Annotated in this window: 29 protein-coding genes; 17 read left to right on the top strand and 12 right to left on the bottom strand. The window is 62.7% G+C overall.

Features of this window, described 5'->3' with window-relative positions; all coding sequences use genetic code 11:
* Window positions 1-37 precede the first annotated feature (37 nt).
* Window positions 38-352, bottom strand: a complete 315-nt coding sequence (gene clpS, locus ABWO90_RS16515; RefSeq protein ID WP_353192303.1) for an ATP-dependent Clp protease adapter ClpS — start codon at window positions 350-352, stop codon at window positions 38-40.
* A gap of 441 nt (window positions 353-793) precedes the next feature.
* Here clpS and cspD point away from each other — a divergent pair, with 441 nt between their 5' ends.
* Window positions 794-1,000 carry a cold shock domain-containing protein CspD gene (cspD, locus tag ABWO90_RS16510; protein ID WP_023594576.1) on the top strand — a complete coding sequence of 69 codons (207 nt, stop codon included), beginning with the start codon at window positions 794-796 and terminating at the stop codon, window positions 998-1,000.
* A gap of 647 nt (window positions 1,001-1,647) precedes the next feature.
* Here the strand turns inward: cspD and ABWO90_RS16505 are convergent.
* From ABWO90_RS16505 to ABWO90_RS16490, 4 genes are all read right to left on the bottom strand, one after another.
* Window positions 1,648-1,962 (bottom strand): non-heme iron oxygenase ferredoxin subunit, encoded by a 315-nt coding sequence (locus ABWO90_RS16505; protein WP_353192302.1) that lies wholly within the window; start codon window positions 1,960-1,962, stop codon window positions 1,648-1,650.
* Window positions 1,963-1,975: 13 nt separating this feature from the next.
* Window positions 1,976-2,449: an aromatic-ring-hydroxylating dioxygenase subunit beta gene (locus tag ABWO90_RS16500; RefSeq protein WP_353192301.1), complete on the bottom strand. Its 474-nt coding sequence runs from the start codon at window positions 2,447-2,449 to the stop codon at window positions 1,976-1,978.
* A 12-nt stretch (window positions 2,450-2,461) separates the two neighbouring features.
* Window positions 2,462-3,685: an aromatic ring-hydroxylating dioxygenase subunit alpha gene (locus ABWO90_RS16495; protein ID WP_353192313.1), complete on the bottom strand. Its 1,224-nt coding sequence runs from the start codon at window positions 3,683-3,685 to the stop codon at window positions 2,462-2,464.
* A gap of 181 nt (window positions 3,686-3,866) precedes the next feature.
* Window positions 3,867-4,925 (bottom strand): 2Fe-2S iron-sulfur cluster-binding protein, encoded by a 1,059-nt coding sequence (locus tag ABWO90_RS16490; RefSeq protein WP_353192300.1) that lies wholly within the window; start codon window positions 4,923-4,925, stop codon window positions 3,867-3,869.
* A gap of 149 nt (window positions 4,926-5,074) precedes the next feature.
* On the opposite strand from ABWO90_RS16490, the gene ABWO90_RS16485 reads away from it, so the two are divergent.
* Window positions 5,075-5,986, top strand: a complete 912-nt coding sequence (locus tag ABWO90_RS16485; protein ID WP_353192299.1) for a LysR family transcriptional regulator — start codon at window positions 5,075-5,077, stop codon at window positions 5,984-5,986.
* 78 nt (window positions 5,987-6,064) lie between these two features.
* Here ABWO90_RS16485 and ABWO90_RS16480 read toward each other — a convergent pair whose 3' ends face one another.
* Complete coding sequence (locus ABWO90_RS16480; RefSeq protein ID WP_353192298.1) at window positions 6,065-6,808, bottom strand: SDR family oxidoreductase; 744 nt, start codon at window positions 6,806-6,808, stop codon at window positions 6,065-6,067.
* A gap of 108 nt (window positions 6,809-6,916) precedes the next feature.
* Here ABWO90_RS16480 and ABWO90_RS16475 point away from each other — a divergent pair, with 108 nt between their 5' ends.
* From ABWO90_RS16475 to ABWO90_RS16465, 3 genes are all read left to right on the top strand, one after another.
* Entirely contained in the window at window positions 6,917-7,840 is a 924-nt protein-coding gene (locus ABWO90_RS16475; RefSeq protein WP_353192297.1) for a LysR family transcriptional regulator, read from the top strand.
* Window positions 7,841-7,957: 117 nt separating this feature from the next.
* Entirely contained in the window at window positions 7,958-8,395 is a 438-nt protein-coding gene (locus ABWO90_RS16470; RefSeq protein ID WP_353192296.1) for a hypothetical protein, read from the top strand.
* A 196-nt stretch (window positions 8,396-8,591) separates the two neighbouring features.
* A complete protein-coding gene (locus tag ABWO90_RS16465) occupies window positions 8,592-8,771 on the top strand; it encodes a hypothetical protein (RefSeq protein WP_353192295.1) in 180 nt (59 codons plus the stop codon).
* 424 nt (window positions 8,772-9,195) lie between these two features.
* Here ABWO90_RS16465 and icd read toward each other — a convergent pair whose 3' ends face one another.
* Window positions 9,196-10,449, bottom strand: coding sequence for an NADP-dependent isocitrate dehydrogenase (gene icd, locus ABWO90_RS16460; RefSeq protein WP_353192294.1), 1,254 nt, complete (start codon window positions 10,447-10,449; stop codon window positions 9,196-9,198).
* Between the two features lie 278 nt (window positions 10,450-10,727).
* Here icd and ABWO90_RS16455 point away from each other — a divergent pair, with 278 nt between their 5' ends.
* From ABWO90_RS16455 to ABWO90_RS16440, 4 genes are all read left to right on the top strand, one after another.
* A complete protein-coding gene (locus tag ABWO90_RS16455; RefSeq protein WP_353192293.1) occupies window positions 10,728-11,318 on the top strand; it encodes a pseudouridine synthase in 591 nt (196 codons plus the stop codon).
* 52 nt (window positions 11,319-11,370) lie between these two features.
* Entirely contained in the window at window positions 11,371-11,610 is a 240-nt protein-coding gene (locus ABWO90_RS16450; protein ID WP_353192292.1) for a hypothetical protein, read from the top strand.
* 132 nt (window positions 11,611-11,742) lie between these two features.
* Entirely contained in the window at window positions 11,743-11,949 is a 207-nt protein-coding gene (locus tag ABWO90_RS16445; protein ID WP_353192291.1) for a hypothetical protein, read from the top strand.
* A gap of 205 nt (window positions 11,950-12,154) precedes the next feature.
* The gene (locus tag ABWO90_RS16440; RefSeq protein ID WP_353192312.1) at window positions 12,155-12,565 is read left to right on the top strand and encodes a DUF192 domain-containing protein; all 411 of its coding nucleotides are present in this window, start codon (window positions 12,155-12,157) and stop codon (window positions 12,563-12,565) included.
* A gap of 43 nt (window positions 12,566-12,608) precedes the next feature.
* Here ABWO90_RS16440 and ABWO90_RS16435 read toward each other — a convergent pair whose 3' ends face one another.
* The 3 genes from ABWO90_RS16435 to xseA form a co-directional block, all read right to left on the bottom strand.
* Window positions 12,609-13,202: an HD-GYP domain-containing protein gene (locus ABWO90_RS16435; RefSeq protein ID WP_353192290.1), complete on the bottom strand. Its 594-nt coding sequence runs from the start codon at window positions 13,200-13,202 to the stop codon at window positions 12,609-12,611.
* 377 nt (window positions 13,203-13,579) lie between these two features.
* Window positions 13,580-14,158 carry a superoxide dismutase [Fe] gene (gene sodB, locus ABWO90_RS16430; protein WP_023594561.1) on the bottom strand — a complete coding sequence of 193 codons (579 nt, stop codon included), beginning with the start codon at window positions 14,156-14,158 and terminating at the stop codon, window positions 13,580-13,582.
* Between the two features lie 202 nt (window positions 14,159-14,360).
* On the bottom strand, window positions 14,361-15,734 hold the full coding sequence (gene xseA / locus ABWO90_RS16425) for an exodeoxyribonuclease VII large subunit (RefSeq protein WP_353192289.1): 1,374 nt from the start codon (window positions 15,732-15,734) through the stop codon (window positions 14,361-14,363).
* 448 nt (window positions 15,735-16,182) lie between these two features.
* Here xseA and ABWO90_RS16420 point away from each other — a divergent pair, with 448 nt between their 5' ends.
* From ABWO90_RS16420 to ABWO90_RS16385, 8 genes are all read left to right on the top strand, one after another.
* Window positions 16,183-16,794 carry a MotA/TolQ/ExbB proton channel family protein gene (locus ABWO90_RS16420; RefSeq protein WP_353192288.1) on the top strand — a complete coding sequence of 204 codons (612 nt, stop codon included), beginning with the start codon at window positions 16,183-16,185 and terminating at the stop codon, window positions 16,792-16,794.
* A 15-nt stretch (window positions 16,795-16,809) separates the two neighbouring features.
* The gene (locus tag ABWO90_RS16415; protein ID WP_353192287.1) at window positions 16,810-17,256 is read left to right on the top strand and encodes an ExbD/TolR family protein; all 447 of its coding nucleotides are present in this window, start codon (window positions 16,810-16,812) and stop codon (window positions 17,254-17,256) included.
* Window positions 17,253-18,308: a tetraacyldisaccharide 4'-kinase gene (gene lpxK, locus ABWO90_RS16410; RefSeq protein ID WP_353192286.1), complete on the top strand. Its 1,056-nt coding sequence runs from the start codon at window positions 17,253-17,255 to the stop codon at window positions 18,306-18,308. The genes ABWO90_RS16415 and lpxK overlap by 4 nt, the downstream gene beginning before the upstream one ends.
* Window positions 18,289-18,495 (top strand): Trm112 family protein, encoded by a 207-nt coding sequence (locus ABWO90_RS16405; RefSeq protein WP_353192285.1) that lies wholly within the window; start codon window positions 18,289-18,291, stop codon window positions 18,493-18,495. Before lpxK ends, ABWO90_RS16405 begins: the two co-directional genes overlap by 20 nt.
* Window positions 18,496-18,497: 2 nt before the next feature.
* Window positions 18,498-19,274 (top strand): 3-deoxy-manno-octulosonate cytidylyltransferase, encoded by a 777-nt coding sequence (gene kdsB / locus ABWO90_RS16400; RefSeq protein ID WP_502922638.1) that lies wholly within the window; start codon window positions 18,498-18,500, stop codon window positions 19,272-19,274.
* Between the two features lie 370 nt (window positions 19,275-19,644).
* Complete coding sequence (gene adk / locus ABWO90_RS16395) at window positions 19,645-20,310, top strand: adenylate kinase (protein ID WP_353192283.1); 666 nt, start codon at window positions 19,645-19,647, stop codon at window positions 20,308-20,310.
* A gap of 125 nt (window positions 20,311-20,435) precedes the next feature.
* Complete coding sequence (locus ABWO90_RS16390) at window positions 20,436-21,194, top strand: 3-hydroxyacyl-CoA dehydrogenase (protein WP_353192282.1); 759 nt, start codon at window positions 20,436-20,438, stop codon at window positions 21,192-21,194.
* Window positions 21,195-21,373: 179 nt separating this feature from the next.
* Window positions 21,374-21,865 carry an Mpo1 family 2-hydroxy fatty acid dioxygenase gene (locus tag ABWO90_RS16385; protein WP_353192281.1) on the top strand — a complete coding sequence of 164 codons (492 nt, stop codon included), beginning with the start codon at window positions 21,374-21,376 and terminating at the stop codon, window positions 21,863-21,865.
* 115 nt (window positions 21,866-21,980) lie between these two features.
* Here the strand turns inward: ABWO90_RS16385 and ABWO90_RS16380 are convergent, their stop codons facing one another.
* Complete coding sequence (locus ABWO90_RS16380; RefSeq protein WP_353192280.1) at window positions 21,981-22,847, bottom strand: SirB1 family protein; 867 nt, start codon at window positions 22,845-22,847, stop codon at window positions 21,981-21,983.
* A gap of 96 nt (window positions 22,848-22,943) precedes the next feature.
* On the bottom strand, window positions 22,944-24,494 hold the full coding sequence (gene murJ / locus ABWO90_RS16375; protein WP_353192279.1) for a murein biosynthesis integral membrane protein MurJ: 1,551 nt from the start codon (window positions 24,492-24,494) through the stop codon (window positions 22,944-22,946).
* Window positions 24,495-24,526: the final 32 nt, after the last annotated feature.

Here is a 24,526-nt window from a genome sequence, read left to right as displayed (position 1 = left end):
AACGCCATGTGCAGGCTGACTTCCAATTCCTGGGCAATCATGCTTCCTCCATCACGCACTGCAGCGGGTGCCCGGACTGCCTTGCATGGCTAACAACTTGCTCAACTTTGGTCGCCGCGACGTCGCGCGTAAAGACCCCACAAACTCCCCTGCCCTCGCGGTGGACCTTGAGCATGATCTGCGTTGCAGCCTCTCGGTCCTTATTGAAATATTCCTGAATGACCATCACCACGAATTCCATCGGGGTGAAATCGTCGTTCAACAGTACCACCTTGTACATCGACGGCGGCTTGAGCTGTTGCTCCTGCCGCTCCTGTACGGTGTCGTCATGCGTTGTCGGTAAGGTTGCCATACGTGGATTCTAAACAACTCCCGGGTGCAGGAAGCAATCGGAGCTCCTATTGCCGCCTGCCGTCCGGTAGCCCACCGGAATGCCAACACTCGTCGATCAGCGCGTGCGTTGCCCAGCAAGGCGCCGCAGCCCCGACCATCGGGGGTGCCACACCCATATGAGTCAGCTTAACCCAAATTTCAAGGGTGTGTCGCGGCACCCCTTATGCCCTTCCACATATAAGGGTAAAACCTGATCGAACCTATCTTCTATCGTTCAAAAAGGGCTTGACACTATTGGCAGTTAGCGAAAACAATCATCGTGGCGCTTTTCCTCTATAAGCGTTTTAAAAGAAAAGATGCCTGGGTGAGCCTAAGAAGCCGCCGCCAGCCGGCGGGTTTTTCAGATGTGCTCGTTGTTGCGGTGATATGTAGTAGTCGTAATTGTTTAGGGGAAGTTTGTATGGCAACCGGTACGGTCAAATGGTTTAACGACGCCAAGGGTTTTGGTTTCATCACGCCGGATGAGGGTGGCGAAGATCTGTTCGCTCACTTCTCGGCGATCCAGATGAACGGCTTCAAGACCCTCAAGGAAGGTCAGAAGGTGCAGTTCGAGGTCGTCCAAGGCCCGAAGGGCAAGCAGGCATCGAACATTCAGGCAGCGCCCTGAGCTCACGTAGTTCGAAGGCATTGCAAACCCGGCTTCGGCCGGGTTTTTTATTGCGTCGCAACAATTCGTGCACCATGTTGTTTCATTTTGGATCCGATTTTGAATGCAAAATCGTGCGCAACTTTCCACTCACCCCCTGAACCTTTACAGAATTTAACTGCGTTTAATCCGGGATAAAACCGGATTCATCGCAACATTCCACTCAGTTATTAAAATACCTGCCGTTACTCATGGATTGCGGAAAACAATTACGCAATCATCTGGAACGACTAAGTAATCCTACTTAGTACATCCTTCAGACTTCAGTCTCGCAATACCCCCTTTTGCGCAACGACAAGCATCGGAAAGGAAAAGACTTTTAACGTTTCCACAAGCACTGCGCGGACGCTGCTGGCAGGCACGCGAATGATCCGTTTGTTTCACAAAGAACCATATGATTCACGTTGAGCCCGATGCGCCGCGCTTTGCGCAGCCGTGCCGGCATGGCACGGCGACCGGTCGGTCGGGCAAGCTTCGCGACATTTCATGCCGCGCAAATGCGACGGGCTGCCCGTCAGGCAGCCCGTTTGGAAGCATTCCCCTAGATTGGGGTTGCCGCATGCTCGCCACCGTGAGGCCGTGAGGCCGTGACGACGCCGATGCGCGTCTCACCCCAGATCGACGTACACCTTATCGGCCTCGATGCGAATCGGGTAGGACTTCACCGCCTCGGTCAGCGGGGCGCACATTGCCGCCCCGGTTCGCACGTCGAACCGCCCCTGATGCAGCGGGCACTCGATCTCGTGCCCCTCCAGGAAACCGTCGCACAACCGTGCGTTGCCATGCGTGCAGACGTTGTCCGTGGCGAACACTTCGCCCTCCACGCCATACAGCGCGATGTCCCGGCCACCGACGATCACGCCGATCACGTCGTCCTCGGGAATGGCGTCGCGCGACGCCGCCTCGATCCAGTTACCGCTCATGTCGCTCCTCGCTTCAAATCGGGTAGATCAGCGAGTTGGGGATCATCTCGCTGTCGAAAATGCACTGACGCGACGCGAACTTCCAGCCGTCGCCCGTTCGTTTGATGACATCCAGATACCGGCCGACCGACAGAATGTCGCTGAGCTGATCCGGCTTGGTGCGGAACACTGCGTAGTTCGCCTCGACCTGCAGCGTGTCGACGTCCGTCTGCCGGATCGACGGCAGTCCGATCACGTGACGCTGGTAATACGGGTCGTGAAACAGCGTGTCGCGAATGCCGTAGATGCGATCGCGCAGCATGCCCTTGCTCTCGAAGGAGAGCGTGGCGAGCGGCAACCCCATTTCGAAGTTCTCGCGCGGCTGAATCCGGTACACGCAGTCCTCGAGGAAGAACTCGGGCCAGGCGTCCCACTGTTGCGCGTCGAGCGCCGCCGCATAAGCCGCATTGAGCTCGACCACGGCCTGAAACGTTGCAAAATCCACCATCGGGTCGTCTCCTCAAACATCCATCACGCGGCGCCAATAGGCGTACATGCCGCGAATCAAGGTTTCCGTCACCATGTGGTCGGTGTTCTCCACGCCCGTGCCGCCAAGCTCCGCGATCACGCGGTGCCAGGGCTTCTGCGCAAAGCCCTCCTGCGAACACTCGATGGCCTCGCCGTCGTCTGCGGACACAAAACCAGCCGGGCCGAACAGATTCGCCTGGCGCAACCGGCGCTGGGTCATTTCCTCCGTGTCGTCTTCGAAGCCGAAATGCGTCCAGACGAAGTCGAACGAATCGTGACCACGCGGCTGGATGTGTCGCGTGGACACCGAATTGACCTGCTGCTGAAGAATCACGCTCGGGAAGAGCGTCATGAGCACCGCGGTCGGCCCCTTCCACCAGTCTTCCTGCACGATGTCGAGAAAGCGCATGTCGTTGAGCGACATCGATTCCTTGAAGCTCGACACGCCCGACGTGACCTCGCCGCCACCGCCCTGGCCGCGCGTTGAAATCATGGCCGCGTGACGGCCGTGCTCGTCCATCACCAGACGCGACTTGTTATCCGCGCGCCAGAGCCCGAACGTGACAAACCAGGTGTGCAACAGGCCCGGGTGATACGGGTCCTTGATGTTCTCCTGCATGAGCTTCCAGTTGCCCGGAATGCGCTGCTTGTTGTAGCCGAGGAGCTTGAGCTTGCGCCCGTCGAACAGGCGGTCGAAGTAGGCACAGATCTCCGGCCCCAGAAAGTCCTCGAGCGATTCGATGTCGTGATCGAACGACGCAAAGATCACGCCGCCGCGCGTGGCGACCTTCAGCTTCGTCAGGCCGTGATCTTCCGGCTTGAAATCTTTCGGCATGCCCCCGTTGACCTTGCCGTCCTGCTTGACGCCGCGCCGGAACGGCACGCCTTGCAGATTGCCTTTGAGGTCGTAATTCCACTGGTGGTACGGGCAATGAAAATCCGTGCGGTTGCCGCGCTTTTCCCGGCAGAACTTCATGCCGCGATGGGCACAGACGTTCTCGACGACATTGATCTCCCCTGCGGCGTCGCGCGTCACGATGACCGAGCGCTCGCCGATGACCGTGCGCTTGAAATCACCCGGGTTCGGCACTTCGGCTTCCAGCCCGACGTAGTTCCAATGTTTGCGGTAAAAGCACTGTTCCAGCTCGCGTCGGTAGAGCTGCTCGTCCGTGTAGACGCGAAACGGAATGCGGCTCGAACCCTCGGCGGGCCAGATCGCGGATGCGCCGTCGCCCGGCTGGCCGTCGGATTGCGCCGGGTCGAGCCCGGTCTGGGATGTAGTACTCACGGTCGTCTCCTTTGGGGAATGCAAGGGGAATGCACAACGGCAAGAACGGTCGGGCGCCGGTGTCACGATGCGTCAGACGCGTCGTCACCGGGCCCGTTGGTCCGGCCGTTCAGGCGGCCTTGGCGTAGAACGCGTCGGCGTAGATATGGGTGCTATCGATGCCCCGCTCGCGCAGCAGCCGCGTCGCGGCATCGACCATCGGCGGCGCACCGCACAGGTAGGCGCGCCACCCGGCGAGCGCGTCGGATGCGGCGTAGTCGGCGGCGAGCGCGTCGGTCACGTGACCGACGCGGAATGCGGTATCGCGCTCGGCGTCGCCGACCGCTTCGGCAGTCGTCGTCACGACGTGGACACGGATGCCGCCATGACGCGACGCCAGTTCGCGCAGCCACGTCAGCCCGTAAACATCGGCCGGGGAACGGGCGCCGACATAGATCTCGATGGGATTGGTCATGCCACGCGCGAGCGCGCCGCGCACGATCGACAGTACCGGCGCGAGGCCCGTCCCGCCAGCCACGCAGAGCATCGGCCCTTCGTGTCGGGCGCGCAGGTACGACGTCCCCAACGGCCCCGACACGCGCACGGCGTCGCCCACTTTGAGTTGCTCATCGACGTAGCCGGTCACCGCACCGCCCGGTACGCGGCGGATATGGAATTCGAGCGTATCGTCCGCATCGAGGCCAGCCATCGAGTAAGGACGGATATGGGCGGGGGTGAATTGCAGCGTGGCGTACTGGCCCGGCGAGAAACTCAGCGGTTTCGCAGGCTTGAGCACCAGTCGCTTGATGTCGTGGGTCAGTGTCTCGATGGCCAGCACCGTCGCTTTCAGGATCTTCGCGGGATGCACGACGACTTCGTCGACTTCCGGCAATTCGATTTCGCAGTCGCCCTGAATCGTCGATTGGCACGCGAGGACGTAGCGCTCACCCGATCTTCCGGACACGCTGTCCGACACATCCGCACCGCCGTCGAGCACGTCGTGATGGCGATATTCGACGCCGGGCGCTTCCTGAACGTCACCCGAAATGACCCGACACCGGCAGGTGCCGCAACGCCCGGACATGCAACTGTAGGAAATGGGAATCTGGCGATCCGTCAGTGCTTTGAGCAGGTTATCGCCGGGGGTGACATCGATACGCTCGCCGAGCGGCTGCACGTGAACTTGCATGGGGTTTGTCTCCGTTCTGCCGGCACTCGCGGGGCACCGTGCGTGGCGTTCGGACGCCGTTTGCCAGAAGGATCGCGCAACCTGCGATATAAACCAATAGAATCTCGTTTATATGACCCATAAATTTCAGTGATTATGCTGGGCGCCGCATGGACCTCCATTCCGTCGATCTGAACCTGCTGGTGGTTTTCCAGCATCTCTACAACGCGAGACGCGTTTCCCGTGTCGCCGAAACGCTCGGAGTGACGCAGCCCGCCGTGAGCAACTCGCTCGCGCGCCTGCGCAAGCTGTTCAACGACGAACTGTTCATCCGCACCTCGCGGGGCATGCTGCCTACACCGATGGCCGTCGAGTTGGCCGAACCGGTCGCGGCGGCGCTCGATGCACTGCACGGCGTCTTCAACCGCCAGTTGGCATTCGATCCGGCGACCAGCCAGCGCGCTTTCCAGATCGCCATGACGGATATCGGCGAAGTGCACTTTCTGCCGAAACTCATGCACGCGCTGGGCGAGCGCGCGCCGGGCATCACGATCAGCACGGTGCGCAATACGGCAGTGAACCTGCAGGAAGAAATGGCAGCGGGCCAGGTGGACCTCGCCGTGGGGCATCTGCCGGACCTCACGGCCGAGTTCTTTCAGCGGCGGCTGTTCCGGCAGAAGTACGTGTGCATGTTTCGACCGGGGCACCCGCTCGACCGACCGGGGCAGACGCGCATGTCGCGCGAGGATTTCGAGCGCGCCGAACAGGTGATGGTGGTCGCTGCCGGCACAGGGCACGGACAGGTCGACGACTTCATGGCACGCGCCCACGTGCAACGCAATATCCGGTTGCGCGTGCCGCACTTCGTCGCGCTGGCAGACATCCTGCACGCGACGGACCTCATCGCGACCGTCACCGAAAAGTTCGCCCAGCGAAGCGCGCAGCACTTTGGCTTGCGCTATGTCGATCATCCGCTCGACGTGCCCGACGTGCAGATCAACCTGTTCTGGCATGCGCGGTATCACCGCGAACCGGCGAGCCAGTGGATGCGCACGCTGTTGTTCGAATTGTTCTCGGAATAGGCGGACGGTGACGGCGCGGGGAGCGCACGTTGCACCGTCCTCCGACCCGGCGCTTCAGGCGTTGATTTGCGTGTGGAGTTACGCGTTGAAACCGCCGTCGATGGTCAGGCTCGCGCCGGTGACGAAACCGGCTTCTTCGCTCGCCACGTAGGCGACCATCGCCGCGATTTCTTCGGGGCGCGCATGACGCTTGAGCGCCATCAGGTCGTGCATCGCGCCTGCGAAATCGCCCGCTGCCGGGTTCATGTCCGTGTTCGTCGGGCCCGGTTGCACGTTGTTGACCGTGATCCCACGCGGCCCAAGGTCACGCGCCATGCCCTTGACGAGGCCAACGAGCGCCGCCTTGCTCATCGCGTACGTTGCACCGCCGGCGAACGGCATGCGCTCCGCATTGCACGAGCCGATATTGATGATGCGCCCACCCTCGCCCATGTGCGCGAGCGCCGCCTTCGACGCAACGAATACGGCTCGCACGTTCACGTTGAGCATCCGGTCGAAGTCGTCGAGCGCCAGATCCGCGACCGACGCCATCGAGAACACGCCCGCGTTGTTCACGAGAATGTCGATCTTGCCGAGTTGACGGGCGGCGTCGTTGACGGCCTGCGTCAGCGCGGCGGCGTCAGCGGCATCGGCGTACAGGGCGAGTGCCCGGCCCCCCTTGGCCTGAATCGCCGCGACCAATTCCTCGGCCGCCACTTTCGAGCCCTTGTACGTGAAGGCGACCGTTGCGCCGCCATCAACCAGACGCTGCACGATGGCCGCGCCGATACCACGCGAGCCGCCCGTCACGAATGCCACCTTGCCTGCAAAGTTCGTTGCCATCTTGTTACTCCATCGGGTTAAGAAGTGACGTCAGTATCGGTGGCGAATTACCTCCCAACTAGACCATAATGTCGATCATCACTTTCAACCAAATGGAATAAGTGACCGATGGACGCCTTGCATCTGATCGAATCTTTCGTGCTGAGCGCCCGGGCCGGCAGCTTCTCCGCCGCCGCCCGTCGACTGGGCATGACGCCCGCCGCGGTCAGCAAGAACGTGGCGCGTCTGGAGGCGCAATTGGGCTTGCGGCTGTTTCACCGCAGCACGCGCAGCCTTACGCTGACGGCGGGGGGTGAGCGCTTTTTGCTCGACGTCGACGCGCCGTTCGCCGCGCTGGCCGACGCGTTTTCTCGCGCCGCCGAGCGCGAAAGTGCGCCGTCGGGAATTCTCAAAGTGAGCGTGGCACACGCGTTCGGCCGCGAGTATCTGGTGCCGCTACTGGGCGATTTTCTCGCGCGGTATCCCGACATCGTGCCGGACTGGCGTTTCGATAACCGAAGTGTGGATGTCGTCGCCGAAGGCTTCGACGCCGCCATCGGCGGCGGTATCGAGCTCACGCCCGGGGTCATCGCGCGTCGACTTGCCCCCACGTACGCGGTGATCTGCGCCTCTGCCGAGTACATGGCCACACGCAAGGCGCCGCAGCATCCGTCCGAACTGGCCACATTCGACGCCATCATCCGACGCTCCGGCGCGACCGGACGTCTGCGCGCCTGGGAACTGCGCAATGCGGTGGAAGAGCGCGTCAATGTCGAGCCGCGCACGCGCATGATCTTCGACGATCCGGAAGCCATGGCGCACGCCGTCGCGCTAGGCTACGGCGTGGCGCTGCTGCCAATGCCGCACGCAGCGCCATTGCTCAAGTCCGGCAGAATTCAGCGGCTGCTGCCCGGGTGGTGTGAAGAGTACGTCGGCGTGTTCATTTACTACTCGAACAAGAAGCAATTGCCGCTGCGTACCCGTGTGTTCGTCGACCATGTCGCGCAGGCATTCGAACGGCAACGGCTGGCGGCGTATTTCGACGGGCGCTGAATCCTGCTCCTTGCCTTGTCAGCCTGGGTGGACTGTAATGAAAGCGTCGTGCTGGCGGCAGTCTTGGGCGAGGAGAACGCGCGAGGGCCGGTCACACAGGGGGGTGGGAGATCTGTCATGGATACCACCGGATTCGCGCGGCGCGCGACGATGCTTGTCGTGTTCGCGCTGACGACTGGCGCGGCGCGTGCGGAGGTCACCCTTCCGCCGTATCCCCCGAATCAGATCGAGCTCACGGTCGCGATCGGGCAAAAAATCGCCGTTTGGGTACAGCCCAACTACAACGTGTTGTGCCGCTCGCTGGGGCAGCCAACGTTCGAACTCGATTCGAAGCCGGCGCTCGGCGAACTGACGCCCGAGTGGATCGACTACACCGTTCCCGCAGGTCAGCGCTGCGAGACGATGCGATTTCCCGGCATGATCGTCTGGTATCAGGCGGGGCAGGCGCCGGGCACCGATGTCGTTGTGTGGACCGTCGGCTTTCCGCGCGAATTCACCAGTCACACGCCCTCGTCGGGCGATCATCGCGTCACGACCACGATCACCGTGCAATAGCGCGATTCGGGCGCGCAATCGGCGAGCGCCCGGGGAACGCGAGGCCAGATACAGCGCGCACACAGCATTCAGGACTTATCCGATTTGCATGGCGATCTGCGGCAAAACGCTTGCGCTCGACGTATGGGGGCGAAATAGAATTTCTCTCATCCCCCTCGTGATCGTGTCGCATTCCTCTTTTGCCCTACGCGTCCCCATGATTAAGATCTCCTCGGAAACACGCCTGAAGTTGAAGGCCATTGCAGGCTACGCAGTCCTTGGGTCATTCCTGGCCGGCCTCACTTACAGCCGTGGTGACCTGCCATACGATCCACGTGACATTGGCGCCATCATCGGCGCTGCGCTCTCCGCCCTTTGGCTGTTTCGTCCACGGTGATTAGGCATGTGGCCAACGTTTCCGTTCGATGCCAATTGGGTGGACCTCGGTGCAGTGCTTTGCGGCTTCTGTTACGTCCTCTGGCGAATCTGGCGAACACACGGCTCGGCGCATCGCACTGCCACGACACGCTCTTCGGAGTTTGCGTTCGGTGTCGCCTTCTTTCCCCAATTCCTGCTACTGATGTGCGTGATGTCGTCGGCAATCATCGATGGACTTGCCAACTCGAGCCGCGCGAGTCTCTGTGTCGCAGGTAGTCATGCGTTGGGGGCAATGTGGGAAGCCCAGCGGTTGGAACGCTCGCGTCGGCGGCACAAAGGTGGTTAGCGAAGGGGGTCAAACGGCAAATCGTTCGCGCAAAAAATCCCCGGCCAGCATCGCCAGTCCGGGGATTCGTTTCATTAGCACTCCATCGGAGCCTGGATTACATGTTGTCGATCATCACCGTGCCGAAGCCCGAGCACGACACTTGCGTCGCACCTTCCATCAGACGGGCAAAATCGTAGGTCACCTTCTTCGACAGGATCGACTTCTCCATCGATTCGATAATCAGGTCGGCGGCTTCCGTCCACCCCATGTGTCGCAACATCATCTCTGCAGAGAGAATCTCCGAGCCCGGATTCACGTAATCCTTGCCCGCATACTTCGGCGCGGTGCCGTGCGTCGCCTCAAACATCGCAACAGAATCCGACAGATTGGCACCCGGCGCGATGCCGATGCCACCGACCTGTGCAGCCAGCGCGTCGGAGATGTAGTCGCCGTTCAGATTGAGTGTGGCAATCACGTCATACTCTGCGGGGCGCAACAGAATCTGCTGCAGGAACGCGTCGGCAATCGAATCCTTGATCGTGATGTCCTTGCCCGTCTTCGGATTCTTCACCTTGCACCACGGACCGCCATCGATCTCCGTCGCACCGAATTCCTGCTTCGCGAGCGCGTATCCCCAGTCGCGGAACGCCCCCTCGGTGAACTTCATGATGTTGCCCTTGTGCACCAGCGTCACCGTTTCGCGGTTGTTATCGATGGCGTACTGGATCGCCTTGCGCACCAGGCGCTCCGTGCCCTCGCGCGACACCGGCTTGACGCCGATACCCGACGTCTCCGGGAAACGAATCTTGCTCACGCCCATTTCGTTCTGCAGGAATGCAATCAGCTTCTTCGCGCCTGCCGACTCCGCTTCCCACTCGATACCCGCGTAGATATCTTCGGAGTTCTCGCGGAAGATCACCATGTTGATCTTCTCGGGCTGACGCACCGGCGACGGCACGCCCTTGAAATACTGCACGGGACGCAGACAGACATACAGGTCGAGTTGCTGGCGCAGCGCCACGTTCAGCGAGCGGATGCCACCACCGACTGGCGTCGTCAGTGGCCCCTTGATCGACACCACGTAATCCTTGACCACCTGAAGCGTTTCGTCCGGCAGCCAGACGTCCGGCCCGTAGATGCGCGTGGACTTCTCCCCCGCGTAGATTTCCATCCAGCTGATCCTGCGTTTGCCGCCATAGGCCTTCTCCACCGCGGCATCGACGACCTTGAGCATCACCGGCGTAATATCCACCCCCGTACCATCGCCCTCGATGTACGGAATGATCGGATTGTCCGGCACGTTCAGTGAGAAATCCTTGTTGACGGTGATCTTCTCGCCTGCCGGGACCTTGATGTGCTGATACGACATGGTGGGGCTCCAATGGAATGAATCGGGCTGCGCACGCCGAACGTCTGCGGGGGATCAACGCTCGACGCATTTCCGCCCTATTGTAGTCACAGCGTCGGACGCCGCACATGACGCGCCTGAAGTCTTATATAAGACATAAGACTCATGTTCTGGATTATGCATTAACATGACGGGGCTGACCAGCGCCTCGCGCCCCGTACCAAACGTTCGGATTCCGTGCGACGTCACGCAATATCGCAGGGCTTGGCATCGGCAATTTCCGATTTTGTTCTTCCGGTATGACACTTCTCGCACTCAACAAACCCTTCGGTACGATCTGCCAGTTCTCTGCGCACCCGACGCGTCCGACGCTCGCCGAATGCATCGCGCAGCCGGGCGTCTATCCGGCCGGACGGCTCGACGCTGACAGCGAAGGATTGCTTCTGCTCACCGATGACGGTCGCCTTCAGGCACGTATCGCCGAACCGGAACGCAAGCTGCCCAAAACGTATTGGGCGCAGGTCGAAGGGGACTACGACGAGACGGCCGTCGCGCGCCTGCGCGGCGGCCTCGATCTGGGCGACTTCGTCACCCTGCCCTGCGACGCGCGACGGATTCCCGAACCCGAAGCACTCTGGCCGCGCAATCCCCCGATCCGGTATCGCGCGAGTATTCCGACACACTGGCTGGCGATCACGCTCGTGGAAGGCAAGAACCGTCAGGTCAGACGGATGACCGCTGCCGTCGGCAAACCGACGCTGCGTCTCGTGCGTGTCGCCATCGGCCCCGTCGACGTGTTCTCACTCAATCTCGCGCCCGGACAGTGGTGCGAACTACCGCAACAATTACTTACACTTTCCGGTCAACGCCGCAGCGGTCCATCTCGTTGAGGGAACAGGTGCGCAACATACGCACCACGAACCGAAACGAGGAAACCAAGTCATGAACAAACTGCTGCTCGCACTGACCGCCGGCCTGATCGTGTCCGGCGCCGCGATGGCCCAACAATCGGCGCCGGCCACGGCGCCTGTCGCACCGGCGGCGCCTGCAGCAGCAGCGCCCGCACCTGCGGCACCGGCAGCGGCTGACCACGCCGCACCGGCCAAGAAGGCCAAGCACAAGCATCATCACAAGAAGTCCGGCAAGAAGGCTAGCCAGCCGCCGGTCGGTAACAAGCCGTAATACTTGAAATCGAAAAAATCCGCGAACGGGTTGTCAACCGAAGTCCCAACAGGGCGTTAAAGGAGATGACTCACTTCACTTCGCGGGTCAACGAGTACACCACCCAAACATCGAGCTTCAACGAGGAATCTCATGAAAAAACTGATCGCTGCCCTGGTCGCTGGCCTGTTCGCAACTGGCGTGTTCGCTCAAGCTTCGGCTCCGGCTGCTGACGCAGGTGCTGCTCCGGCCGCCGCAAGCAAGCCGGCTGCCAAGAAGAAGTCGTCGCACAAGAAGTCGCACAAGAAGTCGGCAAAGAAGGCCGCTGCTGCTGAAGCGCCGGCTGCTGCCAGCAAGTAAGTACCGCGTCGCGCAGCCCGCCTGCGCAACGGACGGTAATAAGCAGGTTGCGTTTGCAACCTGCTTTTTTTTCGTCCGGCGGCTACAATGGTCCGCCACTTATCTGACGTTCCCCCGATCTTCTCAGGAGTCGTTTGTGATCCGGATTCCACGTCAGCTGGCCGCGCTCGCCGCCAGCGCCACGTTTGCGACCACCGCAGCCATCATGGCCCTCGCGCCTTCGAGCGCCGCCGCACAGATCAAACAGCCCGGTCAATTCCCGACCGTCCAGCTCTCTGCGGGCATGTATCTCATCAAGGCCGAAGTCGCGGCCAACGAAGCCGACCGGGAGCAAGGTCTGATGTATCGGACAACGATGCCGGACAATGCCGGCATGCTGTTCGTGTTCGATCAGCGCGCGGGACACTGCTTCTGGATGAAGAACACCAACCTGCCGCTGTCCATTGCATTTCTGGCCGACGACGGCACGATCGTGAACATCGAAGACATGGCCCCGCAGACGGAAGACAATCACTGTCCGCGTGCCGCCGTTCGATATGCACTCGAAATGAATCAGGGCTGGTTCAAGAAGCGAAACATCGGCCCGGGCGCGAAGATTTCCAGCCTGCCGCGCTGATCGTCCTGCTCACGAAGGTGCGCGCTCGTCTTCCTTGACGCATTCAGCGCGCGCCGCTCGAAATTTCCAGCGCCTCACCCAGTGAGCGCTCGAGAAAGCGATCGAGCAGCCACGGATCGAAGTGACGTCCTCGCTCGGCCAGCATTGCGCCGACGATCTGCGCGGGACTGAGCGCCGCGCGATACGGACGGTGACTCGCGAGCGCGTCGAACACATCCACCAACGCAACGATCCGCCCCGCCAACGGAATCCGATTGCCCGAGAGTCCGAAGGGATAGCCCGCGCCATCGTAGCGCTCGTGGTGGGTCTGTGCGGCGGTGGCCGCCAGGTCACATGCTGCGCCGCCAATCGCGCGGAGCACGTCGGCGCCCAGTTGCGGATGCATGCGCATCACCTGAATCTCGTCGTGCGACAGCCTGCCCGGTTTTTCCAATATGGAATTCGGAATGCAAAGCTTGCCGGTATCGTGCAGCGCGGCGGCGAGCCCGAGCGCCTGCGCCTCGACGGCAGGCAGGCCCAGCGCCTGAGCAAAGCGCCACGCGAGCGCACCGACGCGCCACATATGCGTTGCCGTGCCACCGCGCTTGTGCTCGGCAAGTCGGAAAAGGGTCCAGGCGGCGGGCGGCAAACTGTGCATGAGATGGGTGTCTGCCAGCCAATGTCCGGGCGTGTCGGTGGAGGCGGCATCCGTATCGCGGCATCGCCTCGACCGGTGGCACAGGAAGTTCGTGTGGAACGTATTGGGGCAAGCGGATGGTGCAGGGTCTGGCATACGGTCGGACTTTTGGTTTGAAGCCCTCACTCTAACGACGCGCGCAACGCCGAACGTTGATGTCGATCAAGCACGCGGCACACCCGCGCGGTCCTGCGAATGCTGAAATCAAAAAGCCCACTGCAAGCAGTGGGCTTTTTTTGCCGGTGACGTCGTACGCTCGGGTCGGGCGGCCGACGCTGCCGGACTTCGCCTCCCGACATCCATCGCAGATGTCGTGAAGGCAGTTCCGGGAGAATCGATTACGCGAAATTCTTCGCGGCGAAATCCCAGTTGACCAGGGTCCAGAATGCCTCGGCGAACTTCGGACGGGCATTGCGGTAGTCGATGTAGTAGGCGTGCTCCCACACGTCGATCGTGATGATCGGCTTGTCGGTGGTCGTGAGCGGGGTTGCCGCGTTGCTGGTGTTCACGATGTCGAGCGAACCGTCGGCCTTCTTCACGAGCCACGTCCAGCCCGAACCGAAGTTGCCAACGGCCGACTTCGTGAAGGCTTCCTTGAAGGCGTCGAACGAGCCCCACTTGGCGTCGATGGCCTTGGCCAGATCGCCAGCCGGCGCACCGCTGCTCTTCGGGGTCAGCGTGTTCCAGAAGAAGGTGTGGTTCCACACCTGGGCTGCGTTGTTGAACACGCCACCCGAAGACTTCTTGATGATGTCTTCGAGGCTGGCGTTTTCGAATTCGGTGCCCTTGATCAGGTTGTTCAAGTTGGTCACATAGGCTTGGTGATGCTTGCCGTAGTGATACTCCATCGTTTCCTTGGAGATGGTCGGCGCCAGTGCATCGATGGCGTACGGCAGTTCAGGGAGCTTGTGTTCCATGGCAATTGTCCTTTGTGCTCTGAGGGGAACCCGATTTTGCGTTATCCGGAGCCATCGATTCTAGGGCAGATGCGAAAACCCCGCAAACCCAACGGGTACTTGGTTTCCCGCAATGTGCGCCTTGAATGTGACGATTGTTTGCCGATCCCGGCTAATCGACGCACGATGCCTGCGATTTGCCAGATTCGCCGAACCGCCCACGCTAAAAAGTATCGTCTAGCCTGACCTGAACGTCACCAATGCCCACATCGGCCGCGCCGTCCGCCAGATGCATGGTGACTTGCTGACCGCGCTGCAGCTTGCGCGGGTCACGCAGCGGCTGCCCCTTCGCGTCGAGCACGGCGGCATAGCCGCGCTGGAGCGTGCGGCGCGGATTGAGCAATTCGAGTTGCGCCGTGGCGTCGGCCAGACGCTGCGCCGATCGCTCCGCGCGGCGCGACATCGCGCTGTCCAAACGTTGCGAGAGCAGTGCGACGCGTTCGTGTTGCGATGCGACATCGGGTACGGCGCGGGCAAGACGCAGGCGAACCATGTCGAAACGGCTGCGGCGCTGCGCGAGCGGGCGCTCGAGCGCGTGACGCATGCGATCGGACAAGTGCGCCAGTTCACCGCGCTGGCGAGCCAGGCGCTCACGCGGTGACACCAGCCCGCGCGACAGGCTGTCGAGCTGCTGCGCGCGCTGCTCGAGCAGGCGCCGCATCGCACGCGTCATGCGCTGACGCTCGCGGTCGACCTCGCGCAGGCATTCGTCGCGCGCCGCGCTGATGAGCTCGGCGGCGGCCGTCGGCGTGGGCGCCCGCACATCGGCCACAAAGTCCGCAATCGTGAAATCGGTTTCATGGCCGACGCCCGAGACCACCGGCAACTCGCTGCGCGCGATGGCATGCGCCAGCACTTCCTCGTTGAACGCCCAGAGATCTTCGATCGAGCCGCCGCCACGACACAACAGGATCGTGTCCACCTCGCGGCGCGCATTCGCCGTATCGAGTGCCGCAGCAAGACGGGTGGCCGCGTCGGCCCCCTGGACAGGCGCGGGGTAGACGATCACAGAGACGTGCGGCGCACGCCGGGCAAGCGTCGTCAGCACGTCGCGCAGCGCGGCGGCTTGCAACGAGGTGACGACCCCGACGCGGCGCGCATAGCGCGGCAGCGCTCGTTTGCGTTCGGCGTCAAACAGCCCCGCGGACGCGAGCTTTTCCTTGAGCCGGAGAAAGGCTTCGTAGAGATTTCCCTGTCCGGCGCGACGAATCGCCTCGACGTTGAGTTGCACCTCCCCGCGCGGCACATACATCGACAGCAAGGCGCGAACTTCGACGCGATCCCCCTCCTTCGGCATGAAGTCGGCATGCTGCGCGCGCCCGCGAAACATCACGCAGCGCATCTGCGCCTGGGCGTCCTTGATCGAGAAATACCAGTGGCCGCTGGCCGCGCGCGTGAAGTTGGATATCTCACCGCTGACCCATGCGAGCGGGAAGCTCCGCTCAAGCACGCCGGCCACGGCTTTGTTCAAATCCGAAACACTTAGCACGCGATCCGCACCAACATTGGGCCGGGCGTCGTCGAAAATTGAGTTCATGCGTGTACGCTGACGAAAAACTGTCCACAGGACCGCTAATTTAAGGGTTTTCGCGCCCGGACACTCGATATTTCCTACACCTCAGTGCCAAACCCTTGATTTATCGGGCTTTGCAAGGGCAATACCGATTGCGCGAATGGCAATTTTCGGGACTCCCGCCAAGATATATCCCCAAGGGACGACATGTACACATAGTTATCCACAGGCCGACACAACACCTGTGGGAAACGTGAGCTTGCGGTGGTGTTCATTTCTGAAACCATTTGTTGCCCATTTTTTAATCGCGAACCAAAAAGCCCAGCCGCGTCAAAGAGTTGTCGAACGTATCCCAAGGTTGTCCACATCCTTGTGCTCGTGGGATGTGGAAAACGGTGCTTGCCCATCCCCACCCTGCACGCTACAGTGCGGACTCGTTTGCCCATCCCCTGCAACAAGCAAGAGGTCGTCTTTGTTCGCCGTCATCCAGGCCGCCGGCTGGCCCATCTGGCCACTTCTCATCGCATCCATCATTGCCCTCGCCCTGATCGTCGAGCGCGCCCTGTCGCTGCGCCGCGCGCGCGTACTGCCGAACGGCGTGCTCGAGAACGCGATCACCCTCGCGCGTCGCGGTGCCAAACAGGAAGCCACCGAAGCTCTCGCGCGCGGGTCGCTGCTCGGTCGCGTGCTCGCCACGGGCGTGCGCTACGTCGCGCATAACGCCCACGGTTCGCGCGAAGGCGCGAAAGACGCGCTCGAAGAAACCGGGCGCGCCGTCGCTCACGAGCTGGAACGCTTCCTGCCCGCGCTGGGCACGATTGCTTCCATCGCGCCGCTCATGGGCCTGTTCGGCACGGTGGTCGGCATGATCGAGATCTTCGGCTCGCAAGACGCCACCGGCACCGATCCGGCGCAACTGGCGCATGGCATCTCGGTTGCGCTGTACAACACCGGCTTCGGTCTGATGATCGCGATTCCCGCGATGATCTTCTATCGCTACTACCGCACCCGCGTCGACGCGTTCCTGGTGGAGCTCGAAACGCAAGCGGTTCACTTCCTCGATGCCACGCTGCCGCGGCACTGATCAGAGAGACGCGCGATGAATTTCCGTCGAGGCCTCTCCACGCGCGACGAGCCGGAGATCAACCTGATCCCGCTCATCGACGTGCTGCTCGTCATCCTGATCTTCCTGATGGTCACCACGACCTACACGCGTTACACGGCGCTCAAGGTCAACCTGCCGACCGCCGACGCCGAGAAGGCCGTCGTGCCGCCGCGTCAGATCGTGGTGTCGGTCGGCGCCGACGGCAGCTACGCCATCGATCGCCACGCGCTCACGCAACGCGACGTCGCCGGTCTGACCGCTGCGTTGCGTCAGGCCGCAGGCCCGGCGGGCACCGGCGCGGAATCGCCGGTCATCATCATCAACGCCGACGCCAAGAGCAGTCACCAGTCGGTCATCAATGTCATGGAAGCCGCGCGTGAAGCCGGACTGTCGCGCCTGACCTTCGCCGCACGCTCGACGTCGGCGCGTCCATCCAGATGACGTCGTCCTCGCCCCGGCAACGCTCGCGCGCATTGGTGCCGCGCCTGTCGGGATCGCTCGTGCATTGGGTCAGCGCGCAATGGCAGCGGAGAGGCGTCGCCGCGTGGTTGCTGTGGCCGCTGTCATGGATTTTTGGTGGCATTGCTGCGTGGCGGCGTCTGAGTTTTCGCCGGGGCTGGAAGACGTCGACGCGCTTGCCGGTACCGGTCGCCGTTGTCGGCAATCTCACGGTCGGTGGCACCGGCAAGACGCCGACCGTCATCGCCCTGGTGGGCGCCCTGAAGGCGTACGGCTTCACCCCTGGCGTGCTCTCTCGCGGGTACGGTGCGCAATTGTCCGCGCCGACGGAAGTCTCCCCTTCGGCCCGACCGGACGAAGTCGGCGACGAGCCGCTGCTGATCGCGCAACGCACGGGCACGCCCGTATGGGTCTGGCCGTCGCGGGTCGAGGGCGGCCGAGCCCTGCTCGCCGCGCACCCGGAATGTGATGTCATCGTTTGCGACGACGGTCTTCAGCACTATGCGCTCGCCCGCGACGTCGAAATCGCGGTGTTCGACCACCGGCTCGGTGGCAACGGCTTCCTGCTGCCGGCGGGCCCGTTGCGCGAACCGCTCACGCGGGAGCGCGACGCCAACCTCATCAACGACCCGTACGGCAAGACATTGCCCGCGTGGCCGAATACCTGGCGCCTCACCCTCTCGCTGGGCGACGCGTGGTGCGTGAGCCAACCATCGCTCACGCGCGCCCTGTCGCACTTCGCGGGCAAGCGCGTGCTGGCTGCGGCGGGCATCGGCGCCCCCGAGCGATTCTTCGCGGCGCTGCGGGCCGAGGGGCTGCAACTCGACACGCTGGCCTTGCCCGATCATTACGACTTCGCGACGAATCCGTTTGACGGCGTTGCGGCCGATGCCATCCTGATCACCGAAAAGGATGCAGTAAAATGCGTCACCTGGTCCGACCCGCGTGTGTGGGCCGTACCCGCCGAGGCAGCGCTCGACGCGCGCCTCGTATCACTGGTAGTGGAGAAATTGCGTGGACAACCGACTGTTTGAGATTCTCGTCTGCCCGTTGTGCAAGGGCCCCCTGGCTTACGACAAGAAAGCCCAGGAGCTGATTTGCCACGCAGACAAGCTCGCTTATCCGATTCGTGACGGCATTCCCGTCATGCTCGCCGACGAAGCGCGTCAGTCTGTCGAAGGCACGCCTGTCCCGTCGAACGACGACAAGTCCGCATCGTGAGCATGCCCGTCGACTTCGTCGCTGTGGTGCCCGCGCGTCTGGCGTCGACGCGTCTGCCGAACAAGCCGCTCGCCGATATCGGCGGCAAGCCGATGGTCGTGCGCGTGGCCGAGCGTGCACGGGAGTCCGGCGCCCGTCAGATCGTGGTGGCGACCGATGCGCAAAGCGTGGCCGATGCCGTCGCCGCACACGGGTTCGACGTTGCGCTCACGCGCGCCGATCACCCGACCGGCACCGATCGCCTGGCCGAAGTGGCGGTCCAGCAGGGATGGTCCGACGACACGATCGTCGTGAACGTGCAAGGCGACGAGCCGCTGATCGACCCGCGTCTCGTGCACGCCGTGGCCGCCCATCTGGCCGAGCATCCGGAGTGCGCGCTCTCGACGGCGGCCCACCCGATCACGGACAACGCGGAGATTTTCTCCCCCAACGTGGTCAAGGTCGTGCTCGACGCCCATGGCCGCGCACTTTATTTCTCTCGTGCCCCCATTCCGTGGTCGCGCGACGCGTGGTCCGCCGGGCTTGCCAATACGGCGACCTTGCCCGCCGCCGCCACGCCGATCTTCCGTCACATCGGCCTCTACGCCTACCGTGCGAAGTTCCTGCGCAGCTATCCGAGCCTGCCGCAAGCGCCCATCGAGACGGCGGAGTCGCTCGAACAACTGCGGGCGCTGTGGCATGGCGAGCGCATTGCCGTGCTCGTCACCGACGATGCACCACTGCCCGGCGTGGACACGGCCGACGATCTCGAACGCGTTCGCGCGTTGCTCCGGGACTGACCCCACGCTCACCAGGTCAGCGGCAGAACCCGCCCAAGCACCGCAAACCATACGGACGCCCGGACCCGCGCACGCGACGCACTCGCGCGTCGCCCGGCGCTCCGGGCCGTCGGGCACGTGTCCCGGAATTCGCACAGGCAGACCGCCCATAAGTCGGCAAAACGCCGCCGGGCGGGTGCGTCGTGGCATAATCGCTCTGATTCTCGCGAGCAGACCCTCCGGTCGCGCGCGTCGCGCCCTGCCGAGCGTGACGTCTGCGCGCAGTGCGGTTGGCCGGTCAACGGACCCGCAACCCCACTGCAGACCGCAGGACAGTCTCTGCCTGCCGCACGCACAGCATTCACAAATCACAAACTTTCAGGAGTCATCGATGCGTCTGATTTTGTTGGGGGCACCCGGGGCCGGCAAGGGCACCCAAGCCACTTTCATCAAGGAAAAATTCGGCATCCCGCAAATCTCGACCGGCGACATGCTGCGCGCCGCGATCAAGGAAGGCACCCAGCTCGGCCTCGAAGCCAAGCGGTTCATGGACGCGGGCGACCTCGTGCCGGACGGCGTCATCATCGGCATGGTGCGTGAGCGCCTGACCGCAGACGATTGCAAGAACGGTTACCTCTTCGACGGCTTCCCGCGCACGATCGCGCAGGCCGAAGCCATGAAGGACGCCGGCGTTGCCATCGACTTCGTGCTCGAAATCGACGTGCCGTTCGACGAGATCATCACCCGCATGAGCGGTCGCCGCACGCACCCCGCATCGGGCCGCACGTACCACGTCAAGTTCAACCCGCCCAAGGTCGAAGGTCAGGACGACGTGACGGGCGAGCCGCTCGTGCAGCGTGACGACGACAAGGAAGAAACCGTCAAGAAGCGCCTGGCCGTGTACGAATCGCAGACCAAGCCGCTCGTCGCCTACTATTCGGATTGGGCGAAGCACGGCAGCCAGGGCGCGATCGTCGAGGCACCGCAGTATCGCAAGATCTCGGGCCAGGGCAGCGTGGACGACATCCGCACCCGCGTGTTCGACGCACTCAAGTAAGCACGTCAACGCCTCACCGCACCGACATGACCCGGTCCTGTCGATATCGATGAGGCAATCGTGACGCCAAAGAAAAGGCGGCCAGTTCAGACTCGGCCGCCTTTTTTGCCAAAGGAGGATGACGCATGGAAATTCAGGGCAATGTGTTTCTGATCACCGGTGGCGCCTCGGGGCTCGGCGCGGCGGCCGCGCGCTGGCTTGCCGGGCTGGGCGCGAAAGTCGTGCTCGCCGACGTCAACGTCGAGGAAGGCGAGGCGCTCGCGGAGAAGCTCGGCGGCAAGTTCGTCAAGTGCGACGTGACGCGTGACGACGAGGGCAAGGCGGCCGTGGCCACGGCGCAGGCGCTCGGGCCCCTGCGCGGCCTCGTCAACTGCGCCGGCATCGCCATCGGCAGCAAGACAGTGGGCCGCGACGGCCCGCATCCCCTGGACACCTTCTCGCGTGTCATCCAGATCAACCTCATCGGCACGTTCAACATGATCCGCCTTGCCGCCACGGCCATGAGCCAGGGCGAGCCCAACGGCGAGGGCGAGCGAGGCGTGATCGTCAATACCGCGTCCGTCGCGGCGTATGACGGCCAGATGGGTCAGGCCGCCTACGCCGCATCGAAAGGCGGCGTCGCCAGCCTGACGCTACCCGTCGCCCGGGACCTGTCGCGCAGCGGCATCCGCGTGATGACCATCGCGCCGGGTATTTTCGAAACGCCGATGATGCTCGCCATGCCCGCCGAAGTGCAGGCATCGCTCGGGCAGATGGTGCCGTTCCCGCCCCGGCTGGGCAAGCCGTCGGAATACGCCATGCTCGTCGAACAGATCGTGCGCAATCCCATGCTCAACGGGGAAGTCATCCGGCTGGACGGCGCGATCCGGATGCAACCGAAGTAGCCTTGCCGCACTGACAGCGTTGTCCGGAACGGGTTTGCGGCACGTTGCCGCATCGCAGCAAAAGGTTGTCCGGACTGTGACTACAATGGAATGCCAACCGCGATTTGCGGCTGGCCGAGACGCCGGTTCTCCGCCGGTGCCCCAAGCGTTCTTCCCGTCCCCCGAGGCAGGAGACTGGCATGAAATCACTGGCGCAACAGATGTCGTTCTACCAGCGCTATCACCAAAGTCCGAAGAACCGTCTGACGCATTTCTTTGGCGTTCCCATGATCATTCTGGCTGTGATGCAGCTGCTGTCGTGGGTACCGCTCGGGCCGAACCTGAATCTGGCTCACGTCGTCATGCTGATTCTGCTGACGTATTACTTCCTGCTCGATGTGCCGCTCGCGCTTGCCATGACGGCCTTCTTCGCCGCCATGCTGGCAATCACGCAGCATCTGGCGCGCCTGCCGTGGACCTGGGCACTGGCGGTATTTGGCGTGCTGTTCGTCGGCGGCTGGATCATCCAGTTGATCGGCCACCACTTCGAAGGCCGCAAGCCGGCACTGCTCGACAACTTCTTCCAGATCTTCATTGCGCCGATGTTCCTGATGGCAGAAGTCTTCTTTCATTTCGGCTACAAGCCCGGCCTGCAACGGCGTGTTCAGGAGTTGGCCGCGCAGTCCGTCTGATTGACGAGACGATAACGCGATAAGCGCGCCACGCACCTGAGCGTGCGGACGCAAAAACGCCAGCCTCGGAGGCTGGCGTTTTTTGTTTTCGTGCTCGAAACCGGCAGCGAACGTCTTACCCGTGACTGCCCGGACGCCGACTCAGATCATCGAGCACCTGACGAATCGCGTCGGCATCGTCCGCGTCGGTGCGTGTGCCGAGATACCACTCGAGGTCGTCCTGCGCCGGCCGCACCAGCCCCAGTCGCGCATACGCCAGGCCACGATCGCGCTTCTCGACAGGATGATCCGGCAGCACCAGCACCATGCGCTCCTGTACCGCCAGCAGACGCTCCCATCGCTCGCTCTGCGTGTAGACCGCGCGCAGATTGCGCAGCATCCGCGCGAGGATTTCTCGTGGCGTGGCGGGTTCAAGAAACGGGTGAAGCAGCGCCCACAAGGCCAGCTCCTGAATCGGCTCCGCGCTCTCGTCGCGGTAGTGCTTCAGGTAAGGCTCCACCATTTCCAGCAGACGCTGCGGCGAGAGCGAATTGCCCGACAGCGGATCGATGACCACATCACCCGCCGGGACCGCCAGTCGCAGCAGGAAATGGCCGGGGAACGACAACCCGCGCAGCGGCAGGCCGATCTGATGCCCGATTTCCATGCAGAGGACCGCCAGCGAGATCGGAATGCCACGACGCCGGTCGAGCACCACATGCAGGTGGCTGTTGTCCGGATCGTAATAGTCGTTCTGGTTGACGGCGAACCCGAGTTCGCGAAAGAAGAAGTGGTCGAGCAACTGGAGCTTTTGCAGCGGCCCCGCATCGGGCGGCAAGCGTCGGGACAGGCGCGCCGCCAATGCATCGATCTGCGTGAGCGTGTCCTGCACGTCGAGATCGGGATAGACATCCTGCGCGATTGCAATGGCCGCTTCGGTCAGCGGCAGTCCGTCGTCAGACGCAACCAGCGCAGCAAAGTACTCGAGAATTCGATTCGCCATGCGGTATCCGTAGTGCCTGCCGTACCGACACCACCCGTCCCCGCCCATCCACCGCCCCTGAAGGGTCTGGCTGGTGTCGGGAAGCCCGGGCGATGATCAACGCGTGCGTCGGCGGAAGAACGAGAAGTTGAAACCCATGAGGAATAATGCCCCGAAATACACCACGGCGCATAGCACGAGGCTCGCACCGAGCAGCGCGATCCGCGAGAGCGGCCGCGCGCCGAGGGCCACCCAGTCGAAACTCTGCGTGAACCACAACAGCATGCCGGCGAGAATCAGGCAGGCAGCCAGGAGTTGCACAAAAAACAGGCGCCAACCCGGGGCCGGACGGTAGATCCCGCGCTTGTACAGGCCCGCGAACAACAGCACCGCATTCATGCACGCCCCGACCCCGATCGAGAGCGACAGTCCGGCGTGAGCGAACCACCGCACGAAGAGCACGTTCGAGAGCTGCGTGGCGATCAGGACCACCACGGCGATCTTCACCGGCGTCTTGATGTCCTGCCGGGCATAAAAGCCGGGCGCCAGGATCTTGATGAGGATCAGTCCGACGAGGCCGACGCCGTAGGCCGTCAGTGCATGCGCCGTCATGGCGACGTCGGTCGCATCGAAGCGTCCGTACTGATAGAGCGTGGCCGTGAGCGGCTCGGCGTAGACGAACAAGCCGACCGCGCTAGGCATGGCCAGCAGGAATGTCAGTCGCAGGCCCCAGTCGAGCAATGCGGAATATTCGGCGGCATCGCCGTCGGCATTGGCGCGCGACAGGCTCGGCAGCAGGATCGTGCCCAGCGCCACGCCCAGCAGCGCCGTCGGAAACTCCATGAGACGGTCGGCGTAAGCCAGCCACGACACACTCCCCTGCGCAAGTCGCGAGGCGATGTTCGTATTGATGATCAGGCTGATCTGCGCGACCGACACGGCGAGCGTTGCAGGCACCATCTTGGCCATCACGCGCTTGACCCCGGCGTTTCGCAATGCGGCAACGACATTGAGGGTAATTCGCGGCAGCATGCCGATACGGGCCAGTGCCGGCAGTTGGATCACGAGCTGCAATACCCCGCCCACGATCACGGCGTAAGCCAGCGCGTAGACCGGCGTCTCGAGGTGCGGCGCGACAAACAGTGACGCCACGATCGAACTGACGTTGAGCAGCACCGGCGCAAATGCCGGCATCGAGAACTGGCGCCAGGTATTGAGCACACCGGCAGCAAGCGTCGTAATGGAAATCAGGGTGATGTAGGGGAACATCACGCGCGTCATGAAGACGGCAGCGTCGAACGTGCCGTTTTCTCGCGACAGGCCGGTGGCGACCGCAAACACCACGCCGGACGCACCGAGCACCCCGGCCACCGTGATCGCCAGCAGCACCCAGAAGAGCACCGTTGTGACGGAATCGACGAGGGTTTTGGTTTCCTGTTCGCTACGCTGGGACTTGAATTCGGCCAGAATTGGCACGAATGCCTGCGAAAACGCCCCTTCGGCGGACAAGCGACGCAACAGATTGGGAATTCGGAACGCGACGTTGTAGGCATCGGTCATGGGACCTGCGCCAAACATGCGTGCGATCAGGATTTCACGGACCAGACCGGTGATGCGCGAAAGCATCGTGAAACCGCTGACCGTAGCGAGAGCTTTGAGCAAATTCATGTTGCGCGTATTATACGCACAGCCTTGCAGCA

The sequence above is a fragment of the Pandoraea pnomenusa genome, assembly GCF_040391475.1.
GTDB lineage: Bacteria > Pseudomonadota > Gammaproteobacteria > Burkholderiales > Burkholderiaceae > Pandoraea > Pandoraea pnomenusa_C.
This window is presented reverse-complemented; position numbering and strand designations above follow the sequence as displayed.

Bases quoted from the DNA above. Each gene is read 5' to 3' on its own strand.
- ABWO90_RS16490 (WP_353192300.1), bottom strand. From the start codon at position 4,925: ATGCAAGTTCACGTGCAGCCGCTCGGCGAGCGTATCGATGTCACCCCC.
- ABWO90_RS16505 (WP_353192302.1), bottom strand. From the start codon at position 1,962: ATGAGCGGTAACTGGATCGAGGCGGCGTCGCGCGACGCCATTCCCGAG.
- ABWO90_RS16485 (WP_353192299.1), top strand. From the start codon at position 5,075: ATGGACCTCCATTCCGTCGATCTGAACCTGCTGGTGGTTTTCCAGCAT.
- murJ (WP_353192279.1), bottom strand. From the start codon at position 24,494: ATGAATTTGCTCAAAGCTCTCGCTACGGTCAGCGGTTTCACGATGCTT.
- adk (WP_353192283.1), top strand. From the start codon at position 19,645: ATGCGTCTGATTTTGTTGGGGGCACCCGGGGCCGGCAAGGGCACCCAA.
- ABWO90_RS16450 (WP_353192292.1), top strand. From the start codon at position 11,371: ATGAACAAACTGCTGCTCGCACTGACCGCCGGCCTGATCGTGTCCGGC.
- xseA (WP_353192289.1), bottom strand. From the start codon at position 15,734: ATGAACTCAATTTTCGACGACGCCCGGCCCAATGTTGGTGCGGATCGC.
- cspD (WP_023594576.1), top strand. From the start codon at position 794: ATGGCAACCGGTACGGTCAAATGGTTTAACGACGCCAAGGGTTTTGGT.
- ABWO90_RS16465 (WP_353192295.1), top strand. From the start codon at position 8,592: ATGATTAAGATCTCCTCGGAAACACGCCTGAAGTTGAAGGCCATTGCA.
- ABWO90_RS16390 (WP_353192282.1), top strand. From the start codon at position 20,436: ATGGAAATTCAGGGCAATGTGTTTCTGATCACCGGTGGCGCCTCGGGG.
- ABWO90_RS16415 (WP_353192287.1), top strand. From the start codon at position 16,810: ATGAATTTCCGTCGAGGCCTCTCCACGCGCGACGAGCCGGAGATCAAC.
- ABWO90_RS16470 (WP_353192296.1), top strand. From the start codon at position 7,958: ATGGATACCACCGGATTCGCGCGGCGCGCGACGATGCTTGTCGTGTTC.
- ABWO90_RS16440 (WP_353192312.1), top strand. From the start codon at position 12,155: ATGGCCCTCGCGCCTTCGAGCGCCGCCGCACAGATCAAACAGCCCGGT.
- kdsB (WP_502922638.1), top strand. From the start codon at position 18,498: ATGCCCGTCGACTTCGTCGCTGTGGTGCCCGCGCGTCTGGCGTCGACG.
- clpS (WP_353192303.1), bottom strand. From the start codon at position 352: ATGGCAACCTTACCGACAACGCATGACGACACCGTACAGGAGCGGCAG.
- sodB (WP_023594561.1), bottom strand. From the start codon at position 14,158: ATGGAACACAAGCTCCCTGAACTGCCGTACGCCATCGATGCACTGGCG.
- ABWO90_RS16385 (WP_353192281.1), top strand. From the start codon at position 21,374: ATGAAATCACTGGCGCAACAGATGTCGTTCTACCAGCGCTATCACCAA.
- ABWO90_RS16480 (WP_353192298.1), bottom strand. From the start codon at position 6,808: ATGGCAACGAACTTTGCAGGCAAGGTGGCATTCGTGACGGGCGGCTCG.
- lpxK (WP_353192286.1), top strand. From the start codon at position 17,253: ATGACGTCGTCCTCGCCCCGGCAACGCTCGCGCGCATTGGTGCCGCGC.
- ABWO90_RS16435 (WP_353192290.1), bottom strand. From the start codon at position 13,202: ATGCACAGTTTGCCGCCCGCCGCCTGGACCCTTTTCCGACTTGCCGAG.
- ABWO90_RS16475 (WP_353192297.1), top strand. From the start codon at position 6,917: ATGGACGCCTTGCATCTGATCGAATCTTTCGTGCTGAGCGCCCGGGCC.
- ABWO90_RS16455 (WP_353192293.1), top strand. From the start codon at position 10,728: ATGACACTTCTCGCACTCAACAAACCCTTCGGTACGATCTGCCAGTTC.
- ABWO90_RS16445 (WP_353192291.1), top strand. From the start codon at position 11,743: ATGAAAAAACTGATCGCTGCCCTGGTCGCTGGCCTGTTCGCAACTGGC.
- ABWO90_RS16500 (WP_353192301.1), bottom strand. From the start codon at position 2,449: ATGGTGGATTTTGCAACGTTTCAGGCCGTGGTCGAGCTCAATGCGGCT.
- icd (WP_353192294.1), bottom strand. From the start codon at position 10,449: ATGTCGTATCAGCACATCAAGGTCCCGGCAGGCGAGAAGATCACCGTC.
- ABWO90_RS16380 (WP_353192280.1), bottom strand. From the start codon at position 22,847: ATGGCGAATCGAATTCTCGAGTACTTTGCTGCGCTGGTTGCGTCTGAC.